Origin of the sequence: uncultured Fluviicola sp. (genome assembly GCF_902168135.1) — a bacterium.
Taxonomy (GTDB): domain Bacteria; phylum Bacteroidota; class Bacteroidia; order Flavobacteriales_D; family Crocinitomicaceae; genus Fluviicola.
Genome location: NZ_CABHOL010000028.1, coordinates 51,268 through 67,715 on the forward strand (window position 1 = coordinate 51,268; position 16,448 = coordinate 67,715).

Sequence of the window (16,448 nt, forward strand, 5' to 3'; positions counted from 1 at the left end):
TTAGGGCTAAACTAAAAATTATTTGGCTGCTTTCACCTGTTTCAATCGTTCGTAAAGGATCATCCCGGTAGCAACTCCCACGTTCAACGAAGAAATATCTCCGGCCATTGGAATGGACAAACGTGCATCCGACATTTTCAGCAAATCATGTGAAATTCCATCTTCTTCCGATCCCAGGATAATTGCTGTCGGACCGAAGAACGAATAATTCTCAACAGAAACTTTGGATTTCTCCGTACAGGAAACAATCTGGAAACCGCTTTGCTGTAAATAAAACAGGCTGTTTTTCAACAGGTCGGTTTTACACACCGGGATAGTATGTAATGCTCCGGCAGAAGTTTTGATGGCATCTGCAGAAACGAGTGCACTTCCTTTGGACGGGATCAAAATAGCATCAACTCCCATGCATGCCGCTGTACGAGCAATTCCACCGAAGTTTCGAACGTCCGTAATACGGTCTAACACCAAAATGCACGGCTCTTTTCCTTCGGAAAGCCATTGGTCGCACAAATCTTCGATATTCTTGTATTCAACCGGAGAGGTAAAAGCAATAACTCCCTGGTGATTGTTTGCCGTTAATTTGTTGAGTTTTTCAACCGGAACGAATTGCAGTTGGTACTCTTTCCCGGTTAATACCGTTCTCAATTCCTCGAACAAATCTTTGTCAATTCCTTTTTGGATCAGGATCTTGTTGATTTCTACTTCATTTTTGATCGCTTCAATAACAACGCGGATCCCATAAATAATATCCGATGGATCTTCCTTGGGTTTACGTTCGAAATTCTTTTTGTCGCGGTTAAATCCTCCGCCTCTTTCTTCGCGGTCGTTTTTCTTATTATACATGGAATGTAATTTCAAGTTCGATATCTTCACTAACTGATTTTGCAACCGGACAAGCCAGGGCAGCGCGTTTTACCTTTTCAATAGTTGTTTCGTCCCAACCGTTGTTTCTCAGGTCGATCTCAATGACCAGTTTCCCGATTCTTCTTGGATTTGACTCCATAATCTTGGTAACCTCTGCAGAACCATGTTCGTAATGGTATCCGTGCTCATTGCAGTAAATGCCAATGATACTTAGCATGCAGGAAGCGTAAGCTGTTGCAACCAGATCTGTCGGGGAGAATTTTTCTCCTTTTCCATGATTGTCTGTCGGTGCATCGGTGTGGATCACTGTCCCGGATTGAAGGTGCGTACATTCCGTACGCAATCCTCCCAAATATTTTACTGTTGCTGTTGGCATTTTATTTAATTCTATCACAAAGTTAGTCTTATTAAATGTAATTGAATATTTGATGTGCATTTTAATAATTGAACCAGGAAGCTGATTGGAGGTCTTTTTGTATCTTGTTTCATTCATGATCACAATACTTTGGATAACCTGATGAAACTAATAGCAAGCATTTTTACCATGGTCTTAATCTCTTCTTGTGGTTTTGTTCATTATATGGGAACTAAAAGTACGGTTGACAAATCAAGCTTAGAAGTCAATAACTATCTCATAAGGAACAAAATATCTTTTTACGATTATAACCTTTTTATAAAAGATGAATTGATTGATTCGTTATCAAGTAAAAAACACGCTGTAAATTTATGGCAATTGGAGCATGGTACTGAGCAATCAACTATCCAATTAAGAATTTATGATTCACTTGGAGTTCTCGTCAATGCTTATGTTCAATGTTATGGCGAATTTAAAAGACTGAATATTTTATCTGATAAACCGTATAAAAAATTTAACCATTTACCAACTAATTTTGAGTTACAATTCAATGATAATTTGGATCTGTGGAATATCAATGAGTCCGACAGACAAGAAATTTTGGAAAAAGCAAGCCAGAAAAAATACACGATAGTGGTTTACTGGAATATATGGTCCAATTATTACTCAAAAGTGATGCTGAAAGAACTTCGGAAGTATTTGAAGAAATATCAAATGAAAGATGAGGTTTTAATCATTCTGGTGAATACAGATTTCTCAAAAACGAATTGATCTGTTCTTATGTGTTCTATTGAACTCTTAACGAGTCGAACTTTTTGAATCTTTTCTACTTCGTTTGCTTGCTTCTTCGTACTTTTGTAGAACCAATTTTCTCAGTGCCAAAGGTGCTGAATTTTTGAATAGGGGAAAGGCACGACTATGTCAGAAGAAATAACAACAACAGAAAACAACGTTCGTATTAAAAAACCGAATTGGCTGCGCGTAAAATTGCCGATCGGTGAGAATTACAAGAAGGTACGAGCTTTGGTAGACGAACATAAACTGCACACCATTTGTGAAAGTGGTTCTTGCCCGAATATGGGGGAGTGTTGGGGAGAAGGAACAGCAACGTTCATGATCCTGGGAAATATCTGTACACGCTCGTGCGGTTTCTGCGCGGTTCAGACCGGACGGCCGGATGCGGTAGATGAATTTGAACCGGGTAAAGTGGCTCACTCCATCAAAACCATGCAGATCAAACATGCAGTCATTACTTCTGTGGATCGGGATGATTTGAAAGACGGTGGTGCCGGGATTTGGGTACAGACGGTAAAAGCTGTACGCCACCAAAGTCCGGGAACAACCATGGAAACACTCATTCCTGATTTTGCGGGGAAATGGGAAAATTTACAGCAAATTATTGATGTAGCTCCGGAAATCGTTTCACACAACCTGGAAACGGTGCGCCGCCTGACTAAACAGGTGCGTATCCAGGCAAAATACGACCGCAGTTTGGAAGTATTGTTCCGCCTGAAAAAAGGAGGGATGCGAACCAAATCCGGAGTAATGCTCGGTTTGGGGGAAACGGACGAGGAAGTGATCGAAACCATGGAAGACCTCAGAGCTGTTGGGGTGGATATCCTGACTTTAGGACAATACCTGCAGCCAACTCCCAAACATTTACCGATTGTTGAATTCGTAACTCCGGAACGCTTCGATAAATACCGCGAGTTGGGTTTGAAAATGGGATTCCGTTTCGTGGAAAGCGGACCGTTGGTGCGTTCTTCTTACCACGCCGAAAAACATATTTTTGATTTGTAGTTAAGACAGGAATCCAGTTGATTTCATGTTGCCTATGTTTCACAAAAGGTGGGGTATCTGCAACCCATGCATGCAATATATCTGATATACTTTCACACTAACGCTTACGCAGTAGCTTGTGCCGCCGCTAAAGCTTTGGCGACATGCGGTCAGCGAAGGCGCAACGCTTGTTGTATAGTCTTCTTAAGTCATAGCCCGGGATTGGTTGCCAGCTATTTATTACGTGTCTTTAAGTAGCCTGTTGTTTTTCTTCATCATTTACCTTCTATTTCTGTTGTCAGTACGGATTTTCGCAACTGGTTTAAAATGAGTGTGATTTTGCCGTTTTCTCAATAGAGGTGTTACAAGTAGTTTTGCTAAAAACTACACAATGAAAACACTTATTACAACCTTGCTTTTTATCCCTTTTATCGGCTTGGCGCAATATGATTCGAGTCCTCAATTCGGAGCTTTTTTGAATCCGGGGATAAGAGATTTTACGCTTGGTTCCGGAGAAATAAAAACAAAGTTTGGTCTGGAGGCCGGACTGAATGTGAAACATTCTACCAGGAATGGCGTGCTGCGTTTGGTTTATGCTGTAGGGCATAGTTATGATGTTTTTAAAAGGAAGGCCCGAACGATTGAGAAAGGCTATAGCATAATTGATAATAGAATAAAAGGAGTAAATGTCCTTTTCCGGCCAGAATTCAGGATTGTGAATAGGGAACGTGTATCTATGTATGTTGGTGTCGGCCCGAGATTCAGTGCTTTTTATTCATTTATGGAAAAAAGAGCTATAACTGAAAATGGAATTACTACTATAGAAGGCTGGAAAAAGAAAGGAATTTATGAAGTTGCATTTTTTGGAGCACACGCAGCGATATCTATTGAATATAAATTTGCCGAACATTGGGTACTTAACCTGGGGTTGAATGCTTTTACCGGTTTCGAATTCGAATTCTTTAACGGAGAAATTTATTCCGGAGGAAATTTGACAACCGGCGTTGCTTATGTTTTTTAATGCTGTTCGCTATTTACAAAGAATAATTTCACTTAAAATCAATTTATGAAAACTCTGATGGCTATAATAGTATGTATCCCTTTTATTCTCAAAAGCCAGCAAACCCCGCGTGTTCAGCTTGGGATATATGGCGGGATGGGAGTTGCATTTGCAGGAGAGAACCGCCGCAAAGGAATTTCTTACGAATTGGGACAGAGTACCATTATAAAAAAGAAAGGAAATGCGAACAGGCGTATAGAGGTTTATCTGCAGTTTACAGATTACAATTACACCTCGGATTCCAGGGATGGTTATTCCGGAGGGTATTCATCCGATTCAACATATGCTTTCACCCGGTATAAGTCACAGGTGTTTAATGCCGGGTTAAAATGGCACATTCCCATTATTCATCATGAAAGATACCGTTTAATAATTGCGCCCGGATTTGCATTGGGTTCTCTCTTAACATTCAGATACAAAAGAACGTGGTACCATCGTTCTACGGATGAGTTTGTGCATGAAATGAATTCAACGGTTTATCCGACTGTACGGTTTATGCTGGGGCCTCATGTTTCCATCAACCAGGAATTTAAACTTACACCTATGATGTACTTTCATCTGGATCTGAATTTTTTAGTTCAGTCAAATTTAGCCGGTTACGAAGGTTATTCGGTTGGTTGGGGAGGTGTTACCGTGAGATCGGGTCTTTATTGGTATCTTAAACCAAAGAATGCTTCCGGAAAATCAGAAGTTAAATAATCTTGAAGTGATGTTTTTAAAGACCCAGTTTACCTGAAACATACAATTCCGATAAGCGGGATTTATTGGTCTTAGACAATGTTTCAATCCATTTTCCCTGTGCGCTCAGGTAAGAAATTTCACGTGCATTCACCAGGAAAAGAGAGCTTTCTCCATTGAGGAAAAGGGTTCGCTCCGCATCTGCAAGCTGCCGGTAGCGGTTAGCGATCGTTTCTGCCATCCGGGCCTGTGTAACGGCGGTATTCCATTCGTTGCGGACCTGGAGTTGTTTGGTACGCAATTCACGTTGTTTTAACTGCTGTTCCATCCGTGTGTTCTCAATCTTTGTTTTGGTAATGGACAAACTGTTCCGTTCCTTCCGCAAAAGGATCGGCATGTAGAAAGTCGCTCCCCATTTGTAGTTGGTCCAGCTGTAATTGCTTGAAATAATATCAGGTGCGGGTGTCAGCAGATTGTAATTCACACTGAATTGCGGTTTCAATTGTTCTGCTTTTAAACGGCGTTCGAAATCCAGGTCGGATAATTTCCAATCATAATAACGCACCGCCGGGTGTGTTGCCGATGAGTCTGCCAGTGATGCACCGGGTTCTTTCACGCTGAGCTTTTCCGGCACAAGTGTGCTGTCCAGTTGAAGGGGAATGCGGCCTTGCTCCCAAAGGTAGTTCTCTACGGCAATGCGTGCGTTTTGCTGCTGTAATCTCCGCTGTTCCACTTCCATTTTTCGGAGAAAAAGCTGAGCCGAAGCTTCTACCGTATCAACATAGGGGCGATCGCCGAGCGTAACATTGATCATCAATTGATCGAAGCGTGTTTCTGTAAAGCTCAATCCTTCCAGTGCCAATTCGTATTGTGCTTCCTGTTCCTGCCATTGAATAAAGGCTTGTCCGGCTTCGTAAAGCAAATCGTTGAGAGTTAACTGCTGTTCGGTGTAGCTTTGATTTAAGGCTACCTGTGCTCTCCTGATTTGTGTTCTGCGTTCGTCAGTAAACATGCCGCGCCCGAGCTGTGCTTCAAATCCGACGTATGTGAGGCCGTTTTCGGGAACCCGGTTTTGCGGATTCAGATAAGTACCCCTGTTCCAGTCTCCCATCGCTTTGAAATCGATTCCCACACGGGTAGGGATTTTAATTCCTGTGGAAAGCGTACTGTAATAAGTGGTGCCGTTGTAATACTTCTGATCCATACCTCCGAGCAAAACAGGATCGAAACTTCCTTTTGACTGACGAACGAAAAGTTCGGCCATATCAACCTGGTTGGAAGCTACGAGAGCTACCGGATGGTTTTCCCGGATGTGCTGCAGGTACTGATCAAGCGTCAACTGGCGGATGGTATCCTGCGTATTTCCCAATAGAGGAATCATACTGAGGACTGCTAATAAAAGGAGTGCTTTCATCATTTTTTTGATTTGGTTTCAGAACCCGCAGGCAGGTAGTAATTCGGAGGGAATCCGTTGATTTTTCGCCATAATTCATACCAAATAGGAACATTGTCGAGTAAAGTCATCGTTTTTACTGCAACTCCCATGCGCAATTCTTTTGGCCAGGGATGATCATTTTTATCGGGAGCAACCAGGACGCGGTATTTTCCGTTTGTTCCGACAAAATTATCTATTGCAACTACCTTTCCTCCGTAAGAACCATAACTCACCATGGGCCATCCTGAGAAAACAATTGCAGGCCATCCGTCGAACTGCAGGCGGACTTCATTACCCAGGTGGACCAATGGTAAATCTACCGGAGAAACAAACATCTCCACCGCAAAATCAGATAGATTCGGAACAATACTTACCAGTTCAGCGCCTTCTTTTACGGTTTCTCCCACACCGTTTTTTAGTGCTTTGGAAATGTATCCGTCCTGTGGTGCAGTCACGTAATAATACCCGGACCGAATGCTGTAATTGCTGATCTGGTTTTGCATTTTCGTGACAGTTGCTTCCGTATCATATAAACTGGAAAGTGCGGTAGACTTTTCAGATTCGCTTTTCGCAATCTTGTCGCGGTAATCCGCATCAATGGACTGGATTTCAGTGATGGCATTAATCAATTCGTTGCGTGATGCGAGCAACTTATTTTCCAGGCTCACCACCTTTGCTTCCATTTCCTGTACTTTTAATCGTTTGTTTTCCAATTCAGTAAGGGATTTCAGGTTTTGACGGTGCAATTCTTCCGTTCGTTCGTATTGTTTGATCGCAATTTCAAGCTGCTTTTCGTTGGCTTTGTAATCCATGCTGTCTGAAGTTACTTTGAGCCGTGTTTGTCTTACCTTATTCTGTGCCTGCTGCAGCTTTAATGCGCGGTTATCAATCAATGCATCAATTTGTTTGTCGAGGGATTGTACTTTGGACATGTAAGATTCAGCACTGTTTTCTTTCGATCGCATAGCAGATTCCGTGCGCTCAATCAGTGCCGGGTCCATGTATTCACTCTTGATCTCGCTCAGGTAAACCAGGGTGTCACCCTTTTTCACGAATTGTCCTTCCCGGACATACCATTTTTCAATCCGTCCGCCAATAATGGAATGAACGGTTTGCGGGCGGTTATTTGGACTGAGAGCGGTAACGGTGCCGGGAGAATCAATATTCTGGGTCCAGGGTAAAAACAGGATGATGAGCAGAATTCCGAAGAAGTAAATACTCAATCTTCGCCAACGCAGAGGTGTCTTTAATTTTTTGACCGTTTGAATGCAGGTGTAAGATTCGAATCGTTTCATAGTCCTAAATCATTAAAATCGATAGTGTTCCAGTTTAAAAGAAGCGGGCTTTCAGTTGCTATTACAAGGGTTGCTTCCGGATTGTTTTTCCGTATAGCTTCAATCAGTTCCAATCGTCCATCAGTTGAAATCGGAGATCCGATGAAGGAAATAATCAACAGCTGTGGATTGCTGGCAATAGCTCTTGCAATCAGTAAGCGATCGCGTTCCTCTTCCGATAAGAATTTGTCGGATTTACTGATCTTAAAGTCCAGGCCTTGTGGTTGTTCTTTGTACAAGTGAGTGAGTTTTACAAGGTTTAGGATATGAATTACCTGTTCTTCCGAAACCGTTTTTCTGCCGAATTGTACATTTTCAACCAGGGTTCCCTCAATTAGATGTGTTCCCTTGGCAAACCATCCGATCTGGTTGAACCCGGAGGTGAGCTGATTTCCGTTTGGAATGTGAAAGTTCCAGCGTGGAGTATATTTTCCGTCAACGGTAGGGTCTATGAGTTGGCGCAGGAAGGTGTTGATCTTTAGTTGATTGCCTCCGGTTAACTGCGTGTTCTGTCCTTTCTCAATGCGGACGACCGGTTTGATTTCAGATTGGTTTGCCGGGATCATTTCCATCGGGAATAGTTCGATCTCCTCATCCGTTGTGTTCTCTTCAAATGTTACCGGGATTTCCCTTACCTGTTCCAGTTTTTCAAGAGATGTGCATACATCATAAAGCGTTTCTAGCGACTGAATGATTTTTTCCACTGCTGCTAATAGTAACAGGATGAGTACTTCAGCTGCTACGAACTGCCCTAAATTAATTTGTTGTGAAATAACCAGGTAGCCCCCAAGCCCAAGAAGCGAAGCAACTATCAGGGCTTTGATAGCAATCATCCAAATGAATTGTTTCCAAAGAATCTGGAAGTGATCTTCCCGGCTTTTTAGGTAGGAATTGGCATGTTCATCCAATCGGTTCAGGGAAAGGGTTTCATTCGGTATCAATCGAAAGCTCCAATCTGCTCGTGCAATTTCCTGCAGCCAGTAAGCACTGGCATATTTGTATTTGGATTCTCTTAAAGAAGTTTCCAAACCTCTTTTAATAATCGGTCTAAAGATCAAAACAAGCAACCCGATCAGCAGGAAGCTGAATGCAATATAGAAAGGGTGGTAAAGCGATAAGACTAAAAGACTGAAGGTAATTTGCAAAAGAGCCGAGGTGAAATCCAGCAATACTTTTGAAAATCCTTTTTGTAAACTGATGACATCAAAAAAACGATTCATGAGTTCTACTGGAATTTTACCGGTAAGTGCCTGGCGATTGAACCGGGGGAAACGATGGGCAAAGTCAAAAGAATAACGAACGTAAATCCTTTGCTGGATGTTTTCGGTGATTCGCAATTGCATAATCTGCATTACTCCTGTTAGTACAACACCCGAAATTACGAGTAGCACAAGCAGTAGCCAGGAAGTAGTTATCTGACCACTTTGTATAAAATGAATAACAGATTGAATACCAAGTGGTAAACTCAGACTCAGGATTCCGCTTACCACCGCATAAAAGTAAAGTGCTGAAATATCTGATTTTTCCAGTTTGAGCAGGTCACTCAAATGTTTCAAAGGATTAATAGCCGGTTTTTTCATTAGTTTGCAATGAAGAGGTTAATAAATGGAGATAAAATGAACCAATTGATTCGTGATTTTTGCTTCTGTTTGTCAAACGCGGTAAATGATCCGCAAAAAAATGTTGTAAATGAGCACCTTCAATAATCGTTGTGATCAGCATATTCGGATAAGGATAGTTCGGATTGATTTGATGGATGAGTTCTGCCAGGTATCCTACCAATTGCTTGTAGTTCTCAAACGCCCCGGTTTGATTGATACTGTCAACTTCTTTTGTTAACAGGGATTTCACCCCCTCTTGCTCGATGATTTCCTGCAATTTTGCTTCATCAATAAACGGAGTTCGCTGATCGTCTAAACTGCGTTCGATTAATAATGAGATTGCTTTTTCCAATCGCTCGAAGCTTGTTTTTGAAGAAGTGATTTCGTGTTGAACACGGTAGTTCATCCAACCCCAGTACCAGGAAAAAAGAAAGAGAAGCAACTGCTGTTTGCTCTGGAAATAGCGATAAACACTGGCTTCCGTGCAACCGATAGATTCACTGAGCTTTTTGAAAGTAAAGCGTTCGAAACCGATTTCATGGATCAAAAGAATACTATGCTGAATGATAGAGAATCCCAGTTTTGTCTCCTGAGGATCCTTTAAATAAGTACACGTCGGTTGTGCAATTTTAAACTGAATAATCATTTTGATAGTAATACTATTATTCGCGAATGTATTACTATTATTTTGAAAGGAAATGATGTTTAACATTTATTTGCACTAAGGATTACAAATGTCGCAATACATGGGATCCTCGAAGCGTTTGGAATGAGGGAATTCGACTATTTTCTCGTGCGAGCAGTTTGTACAATGGTAGATATGTGCCGAAGTTGACCGGGTAGCTGTCCCGCATTGAGCACACGGCAAACCGCCTTTTACCTTTGAAATCCAGAAACCGGGATAGCCGCAGGATGGGCATTCACTTTCGAGTTTGCGGACAAGGTTTTGAGTAGCCTGCTGAATCGCAAGCATTCGGGTAGGATTGTAAAGCGCTCTCATATCTGTTTCAATCCATAACTTACCGTTGGTCTGTAAATATTTCCTGACGCTGGTGAGTAAGTGCTCTTGTTGCGTGATTCCTTTTTCAATGCACGTATTTGCATGTTGTTGTCCCTTAAGAATTAAGCCGTGGGAGGGAAAGAGAGCTCTGTTTGCGAATTCAAGAGCTTCGTTTTCGGTGGTTATCTCCGTAGCGTCAAAATTGGTGTCGGTAGTGAGATAACTTGCTACAATTTCCAGCTGGTTCCTACGGTCTTGGAGTATGACCAGTTCTTCGTTGGCTTTGGCGAAAAATAAATGAGGATGCTGTCCGAACGAACCCTCATTGGCAATTACTAAATCGGCTCCCGAAAGATCAAAAGCCAGTTCGCATTTTAAACGCAGTGTGCCAAGTGGGTCTTGTTTTCGTTCGATTTCACCGGAAAAGGTTCCGAGTACATCGGTATTGATACCCGGAACAAGCCTGCAGTTTACCTGCAGGCTTTTCTCCATGATTGGCTGTATGACCGTTTCTTTTCCGTGCATGGTGGCAATTGCCAGGATGCGGTTCTTAAATAGTGTTGTTCCCACTGTATTCAGGCATGTGTATTCAAGGAATTTGTTTCTTGAACGACTATGCCGATTGATAGCGTGAAATCGACTTTATTGGATTTGTCAGAATCGGCAAGGAGTTGTTTGAGTTCCTCTTTTTGTTTTTTCAAATGCGCCATTTTTGCATTGCTTTCTTCTTTTGAGATGAAATGATTCCTTTCCCAGGCAATCATCTGTTGTTCGTTGTAAGTGTTTATCTGCTGTTCGAAGAACTTTAGTAAAAAGTGTCCGGCTTCTTCCAATGCCACTCCTTTTTCTGCAATGGTGATGTTTTTTGTTTTCATAGATATGGATTATATAATGGGTTATTCTGCTGATGATAATACAGGAATCTCTTCCGTGAAGGTTTGTTTATTGATGAATGATTTCCATTGAAGCTTCGAAACATACTGTTCGCTGACTGTACCTGCGTTGTCTAGTCGGAAAAGATGAATCCATTTGTTGTCGAACAGGTTTCTCACTGAGGGGTGTTTTGCAAGGATTTTGTTGATCGCTTCGACCGGAGCATCGATGAAAACGTTCAAGCGTTGAGGAAGGTGCTCGAAATCGATTCCTGTATGAACGGATTGCAGGGGTAATCCTATTCGTAAATCACCGGATGATCCCTCAAGTACGCCGATTCCCGCCGTAACATTGTGAATGGTTTTGTCTCCTGCCCCGAATCGCTTGTTGTCTACTGTGCTGGCGTAATATTGTAAGTTGATCCAGGTTGTAACGATCATTGGTGCAGTGACAATTGTTTCGAGTATTTTGAGATCGTGATCTTCCCGGAAATGATAGTCATGCAGGAATGTTTTTCCCTCCAGGTTCAGATTTTTAGTTTTGTCTCTGGGTGCGATTACAAAGGAGTTACATCCTGCCAGTCCCCACTCCGGCCTTACCTGGGCCCAGTCTTTGCTGCGATCCGGGAGGTTTTTGGCGCTTTGTTCAAGCGGAGAAGTCAGTCGATAACTTCGTTCTTTGCGCGTCAATTCCGAAGCAAGTGTAAGTTTTTCAGTTAATCTGTTGAATTCATTCCGGTGTGAGTCTGTTACCAGTTGTGCATTCAGGATCGAGATCTGATCGGTGGTTGTATCATGAAGTCCGGCCAGGAAAATAGTCTCTTCCGGAATTTCCACTCCTTTTGATCTCAATGCTTTTCGGACTTCCGGATTGTTGCAGATATTTGCAGCTACGAGGGCGTTAATATCTCCAGAATGTCCGCCGCAGGCCCCGCATTCCAGTCCTGCTGCATGCGGATTGTTTACCGAAGAAGAGCCATGTCCCACAAACAATACCATGGAAGCGAACCGCTTGCTTAACCCGGTTGTGTTTAGGGTTGCCAGCGCCATGTTCACCTGGTCTTCAAATGGGAAATCGGAGAGGTCTATCTGGCGTTGAACGAGGTAATTTTCGCGGTAGCCTCTCTGAGCAGCTTTGGAGATTATACGTGTCAGGCGGAAGGAGTCGCTCACGAGCTTTGGAAGGAAGAACAATCCCAGCGAACTTACAAAACCGAAAGAACTGATGGCGCCTGATTTGAATCCTTTCACGGTTTCTTTTGTCTGGGTATCGACGTTTCTTTTTGTGTTTAGTTTCTCCCAAACTGTTTGATTGGCCGTTTCTTTCACCAGTGGCCCCGAAGGCAGCAGCACCGGGCATTGATTCACTGGGTTTGTTGCTCCTGCTGCCTGGTATTTGATTGGGAATCCGAAGAATCCTGCGAAGCCGATGGTTTGAATCTCCGGATCTGCAGACTCCAGGTTTCGTCGGTAAACTTCTGACCGCACATCGATGCAAAATACAGTCTGTGCGAGCGGTTTTTTCCAGGTATTTGATGTCTGATTGGCGGCAAACTTTTTTCGTAATTCACGCTGGCCGGCAAGTTCAAAAGCATGCTGCAAAATGCTTTGTGTCCGGAACGAACCTTCCGGATTTTCCAGTAAAAGTTTTTGTACGGCATACTGGTTTTTCTGTCTCCAGAGTTCATCTACCCCCAGTTGTTGGTAGGCTCTCAGCAAGCAGAAATCCCAACTCAGAAGAATGGTGATGAATTGATCGAAGGAATCGGTTTTTCCGCCATATAGCCTGCCGTTCCAGTCCATTCCGGACATAATTGCCGACCATCCGGTTAATTGGTAAGACAATCTTAACAGGTACCAGGTCAATTGTTCTTCATCGAGTTTGAGTTCATTGGTTATATAGTTGAAAGCTTTCTCTGAATCGTCCGGGATTTCGTGTAGATGACGTTTGAAATTCGGGATACCGATCAACCGGGTTGAATAATCTGTTGAAGCATAAATCTTCCAGGCCTGAAAGAGATTTTTGGGAGATTCCTGATCGGTTTTCCCATTTTTTCCGAAGTGTGAAGCGGCCCAGGTCGAAATGGTTTCGATGAAAAAGTCATTCAATTTGATTCGACTGAGTTTCTCGGCCATGTCAGTAATGGTTACAATTGCCGGGGAAGCCGGGGTGATTTCTTCCGAAGATTGTATCTCGTTCAGCAGTTGTTCTACTGTTAAAAAGGAATTCCCTGAAGCTTTTATCGCTTCCCGGATATCGCTTTCCAGTATTTTTTTCTCTGAAAATAGGTTTCGGTAGAATGAAAGCGGCATATAGAGCTCGATCCCTGCCAGGTTTTTGAACAGGTGCGCAGCTTTGTCGAATGGAGAGTCTGTATAACCGTGAAACGGATTAACTGCCACAGAGTCTTTGAGCGGCCACGCCGGAGCAATGAGTTTTTTGACTTTTTCCCGTGTTTGTAACGCGGAATAGACGAAAGTTGTTGGAGTTGCTGTTGATTCTTTTTGCATGTTCATTGATTTAAAGAGCTTCATGAATTATTTTTTATGGGCACCCATCAGGTTATTGATTAATAAGTTCAGATAGAGACCGTTCATCAGATGTACACTTAATTTGTATCGCAGCATTTGAAGGAAGTAACTGCTGATAAAGGTTCTGGATACGATCAGGATACTGAAAATGGTTAGCATGCCTATTGCTGCATAGCGGATCACCCCGGAAGGGTTGCTGAGTTCTGAGATTTGCGATGAAACCAGTTGGTGAAAAAGTAATTCAAATCCAACGAGTGAAACCAGCGAGAGGATACCCAGGGAAGTTATTCGGAGCCAGGCTCCCGGAAGATTACCTGCCGTCAGTGATTTGGAGATCATGGAAGAAATGGCTGTGCATACTAATATGTACAACACGGAGAATACAAACGGGATAGGTATCAGGTAAGTTTCTATGAGGTAGCCGATGGACATTCCTAGGATAAATGAAATTATAAATCCGAAAGCGCCTGCCAAGTGATTCTTTTTCGGTGTTTGACTGAAAGGATCTGTCATTCGCTCGACTTCGCTTCCGGAAGAAAGGAAGGCGTGTGCTTTATAGAATGAGTGTGCGGTAAGGTGAAGCAGGGCGGCTGAATAGGCTCCGATTCCGCAAAGTAAAATGGTGAATCCCATATGTGCAACACTTGAATATGCGAGGGAGTTTTTGACAGCGGGCTGGTAAATGAATACAAACGATCCGAATAGTGCAGTAATTATCCCGACAGTGAAAAGAACCAGTTGGGTGCTTTCCGAAACCTGTATCAATGCAGCGAAACGAATGATTAGGTAAGGTCCTGAATTGATAAGTCCGGCGTGAAGCAGCGCAGATACCGGGGTAGGAGATTCCGTTACTTCGATCAACCACCCATGAAACGGCATTTGAGCGGATTTTAGGATTGCTGTTGCTGCCAGGAAAATGGCTGCGGCTGTAAGTGTTCCCGATGCAGTTCCCGTTTCCTGCAGTTGTTTGAAGATGGTGTTCAAATCTCCGGTTTTAAAGGTGTAAAAAAGCATTGAAAGGGAGCAAAGCAAGGTGAAGTCACCTAGTCTTGCAAGGATGAATTTTTTCCGGGCTGCCAGACGTGCTTTTTCTCTTTCCGAATGAAAATGCAGCAGTTTTTGAAGGAATAAACTTGTTGCGACCCAGGACAGGAAGAGAAGTGCGATGTTCCCGGAGAGGACAAAAAGCTGCACACTTCCTATGATGCCGGAAATGGTAGCTATGAAGTACGATTTCCTTGGATTTCCATCCAGGTAGGAATTACTGAACCGGGAAACAACCAGTCCGATAATTGAGATCATGGTTAGCAACACCACATTCAACCGGTCAATTCTTACACTTATGCCCAGTCCTTCGAAAGTGAAGATATCCAGAGACATGGAGGGAATACTTGTTAACAGGATAATTCCATACAGAGACAACATCAGGTTAAGAAAGTTTAATTGATGGACCCGATGATGAAAACGGGGAATTAATGCTCCCAGGACCTGGAGTGCAGGAATAATCAGAAAAGGAAGTAAAAGAAAACTGTTCGCCATATTTTTTTGTTTTGGTTGGGACAAAGTAAGAGGCTTTAGTTCATATATTTTTATATATATTTGATATGATTTACATAAATTATTTTTATGAATTACACCATTAACCAGTTGAATATCTTTTTGAAGGTGGTTGAAACACAAAGCATTACCAAGGCGTCGGAAGAGCTTTATATGACGCAGCCAGCTGTTTCAATCCAGCTAAAAAATTTCCAGGATCAGTTCAAATTTCCACTTACAGAGGTGATAGGAAGGAAGTTGTATATTACAGATTTTGGCTTTGAGATTGCAGAATTGGCGGGAAGAATCACCGAAGAAATGAACCAGTTGAAATTCCGTACCAAGGAATATGAAGGCCAACTTTCAGGACGGTTAAAAATTTCCTCTGCATCAACCGGAAAATATGTGATTCCTTTTTTTCTTTCGGAGTTCCTGAATAGGAATCACAGTGTTGACTTGTTGCTGGATGTGACGAATAAATCGCGGGTGATTGAAAGTCTAAAAAATAATGAGATTGACTTTGCTTTGGTTTCCATTTTGCCGGATGACCTGGAAGTAGAGGAGGAAATACTGGTTGAAAACAAGTTGTACCTGGTTGGGGGAAGTGAGGAAAACGGGCTTTCTGAAACATTGATATACCGGGAAAAGGGGTCAGCTACCCGTTTTGAAATGGAAAGTTATTTCAAAGACATGAAAGGCTTAAAGCGAAAGAAAATCGAGCTTACATCCAATGAGGCTGTGAAACAGGCTGTGTTAGCCGGGTTGGGGAATTCAATTCTGCCTCTTATCGGGATAAAAAATGAACTCCTCAACGGGAGCTTGAGAATCATTAAAAAGGAAGGGCTTCCGATGGAAACCAAATGGCGACTTATTTGGCTGAAAAATAAAAAAATGTCGGCTGTTTCTCAGGCGTACCTGCAGTTTTTAAGATCAGAAAAAGAACAAATCCTTGAAAAGCATTTTAACTGGTACAGTGAATTTTAATCCACGTTTTCAGGAGTGTGCTTCGGTAATAAAGCCAAGCTTTGAAATCCGGGTTGACTTTAGTGATTACATGCACTTTCTTTTGCATTTTGCATTTCGCATTTTCAATTAATACTTACCTTTATCCCACATTTTAGAAATTGAAACTATGAGTACGTTTGATGTTGCGATTATCGGTTCCGGTCCTGGTGGATATGTAGCTGCTCTTCGCTGTGCACAATTAGGATTGAATACTGCTTTGATCGAAAAATACCCAACTCTGGGAGGAACTTGCTTAAATGTTGGATGTATTCCTTCGAAAGCTTTGTTGGACTCTTCCGAGCATTTTTTCAATGCAAAGCACAACTTTGCAACTCACGGAATCAAAGTTGACAATGTAGAAGCAGATATTACACAAATGATTGCCCGTAAGGAAGAG

At 42.4% G+C, this 16,448-nt stretch carries 16 protein-coding genes; 6 read left to right on the top strand and 10 right to left on the bottom strand.

Going from position 1 to position 16,448, the window contains the following annotated elements:
- Positions 1 to 18 precede the first annotated feature (18 nt).
- Both rlmB and QZT69_RS11675 read right to left on the bottom strand, forming a co-directional pair.
- Entirely contained in the window at positions 19 to 843 is an 825-nt protein-coding gene (gene rlmB / locus QZT69_RS11670) for a 23S rRNA (guanosine(2251)-2'-O)-methyltransferase RlmB (RefSeq protein WP_294674290.1), read from the bottom strand.
- Positions 836 to 1,357, bottom strand: a complete 522-nt coding sequence (locus QZT69_RS11675; RefSeq protein WP_294674292.1) for an OsmC family protein — start codon at positions 1,355 to 1,357, stop codon at positions 836 to 838. Before QZT69_RS11675 ends, rlmB begins: the two co-directional genes overlap by 8 nt.
- A 24-nt stretch (positions 1,358 to 1,381) precedes the next feature.
- Between QZT69_RS11675 and QZT69_RS11680 the strand changes: the two genes are divergently transcribed.
- From QZT69_RS11680 to QZT69_RS11695, 4 genes are all read left to right on the top strand, one after another.
- The gene (locus tag QZT69_RS11680) at positions 1,382 to 1,990 is read left to right on the top strand and encodes a hypothetical protein (RefSeq protein WP_294674295.1); all 609 of its coding nucleotides are present in this window, start codon (positions 1,382 to 1,384) and stop codon (positions 1,988 to 1,990) included.
- Between the two features lie 147 nt (positions 1,991 to 2,137).
- Complete coding sequence (lipA, locus tag QZT69_RS11685) at positions 2,138 to 3,019, top strand: lipoyl synthase (protein ID WP_294674297.1); 882 nt, start codon at positions 2,138 to 2,140, stop codon at positions 3,017 to 3,019.
- 370 nt (positions 3,020 to 3,389) lie between these two features.
- Positions 3,390 to 4,019, top strand: a complete 630-nt coding sequence (locus tag QZT69_RS11690) for a hypothetical protein (RefSeq protein ID WP_294674299.1) — start codon at positions 3,390 to 3,392, stop codon at positions 4,017 to 4,019.
- Between the two features lie 45 nt (positions 4,020 to 4,064).
- Positions 4,065 to 4,757: a hypothetical protein gene (locus QZT69_RS11695; RefSeq protein ID WP_294674302.1), complete on the top strand. Its 693-nt coding sequence runs from the start codon at positions 4,065 to 4,067 to the stop codon at positions 4,755 to 4,757.
- Between the two features lie 16 nt (positions 4,758 to 4,773).
- Here QZT69_RS11695 and QZT69_RS11700 read toward each other — a convergent pair whose 3' ends face one another.
- The 8 genes from QZT69_RS11700 to QZT69_RS11735 are packed head-to-tail and all read right to left on the bottom strand — an operon-like array spanning position 4,774 to position 15,049.
- Complete coding sequence (locus tag QZT69_RS11700; protein ID WP_294674304.1) at positions 4,774 to 6,153, bottom strand: TolC family protein; 1,380 nt, start codon at positions 6,151 to 6,153, stop codon at positions 4,774 to 4,776.
- Complete coding sequence (locus QZT69_RS11705) at positions 6,150 to 7,466, bottom strand: HlyD family efflux transporter periplasmic adaptor subunit (protein WP_294674306.1); 1,317 nt, start codon at positions 7,464 to 7,466, stop codon at positions 6,150 to 6,152. Before QZT69_RS11705 ends, QZT69_RS11700 begins: the two co-directional genes overlap by 4 nt.
- Positions 7,463 to 9,085 carry an ABC transporter ATP-binding protein gene (locus QZT69_RS11710; RefSeq protein ID WP_294674308.1) on the bottom strand — a complete coding sequence of 541 codons (1,623 nt, stop codon included), beginning with the start codon at positions 9,083 to 9,085 and terminating at the stop codon, positions 7,463 to 7,465. The genes QZT69_RS11705 and QZT69_RS11710 overlap by 4 nt, the downstream gene beginning before the upstream one ends.
- Entirely contained in the window at positions 9,066 to 9,818 is a 753-nt protein-coding gene (locus QZT69_RS11715; protein ID WP_294674310.1) for a TetR/AcrR family transcriptional regulator, read from the bottom strand. The genes QZT69_RS11710 and QZT69_RS11715 overlap by 20 nt, the downstream gene beginning before the upstream one ends.
- A gap of 9 nt (positions 9,819 to 9,827) precedes the next feature.
- Positions 9,828 to 10,676 carry a DUF6671 family protein gene (locus QZT69_RS11720; protein ID WP_294674312.1) on the bottom strand — a complete coding sequence of 283 codons (849 nt, stop codon included), beginning with the start codon at positions 10,674 to 10,676 and terminating at the stop codon, positions 9,828 to 9,830.
- A 5-nt stretch (positions 10,677 to 10,681) separates the two neighbouring features.
- Positions 10,682 to 10,981, bottom strand: coding sequence for a hypothetical protein (locus QZT69_RS11725; RefSeq protein WP_294674314.1), 300 nt, complete (start codon positions 10,979 to 10,981; stop codon positions 10,682 to 10,684).
- 21 nt (positions 10,982 to 11,002) lie between these two features.
- On the bottom strand, positions 11,003 to 13,489 hold the full coding sequence (locus QZT69_RS11730; RefSeq protein WP_294674317.1) for a YbcC family protein: 2,487 nt from the start codon (positions 13,487 to 13,489) through the stop codon (positions 11,003 to 11,005).
- Positions 13,490 to 13,516: 27 nt separating this feature from the next.
- Entirely contained in the window at positions 13,517 to 15,049 is a 1,533-nt protein-coding gene (locus QZT69_RS11735; RefSeq protein ID WP_294674318.1) for a proton-conducting transporter membrane subunit, read from the bottom strand.
- Positions 15,050 to 15,136: 87 nt separating this feature from the next.
- Between QZT69_RS11735 and QZT69_RS11740 the strand changes: the two genes are divergently transcribed.
- Complete coding sequence (locus tag QZT69_RS11740) at positions 15,137 to 16,030, top strand: LysR family transcriptional regulator (RefSeq protein WP_294674319.1); 894 nt, start codon at positions 15,137 to 15,139, stop codon at positions 16,028 to 16,030.
- A 148-nt stretch (positions 16,031 to 16,178) separates the two neighbouring features.
- Positions 16,179 to 16,448 (top strand): FAD-dependent oxidoreductase (locus QZT69_RS11745; protein ID WP_294674320.1); only part of this gene is annotated, 270 nt, incomplete at its 3' end.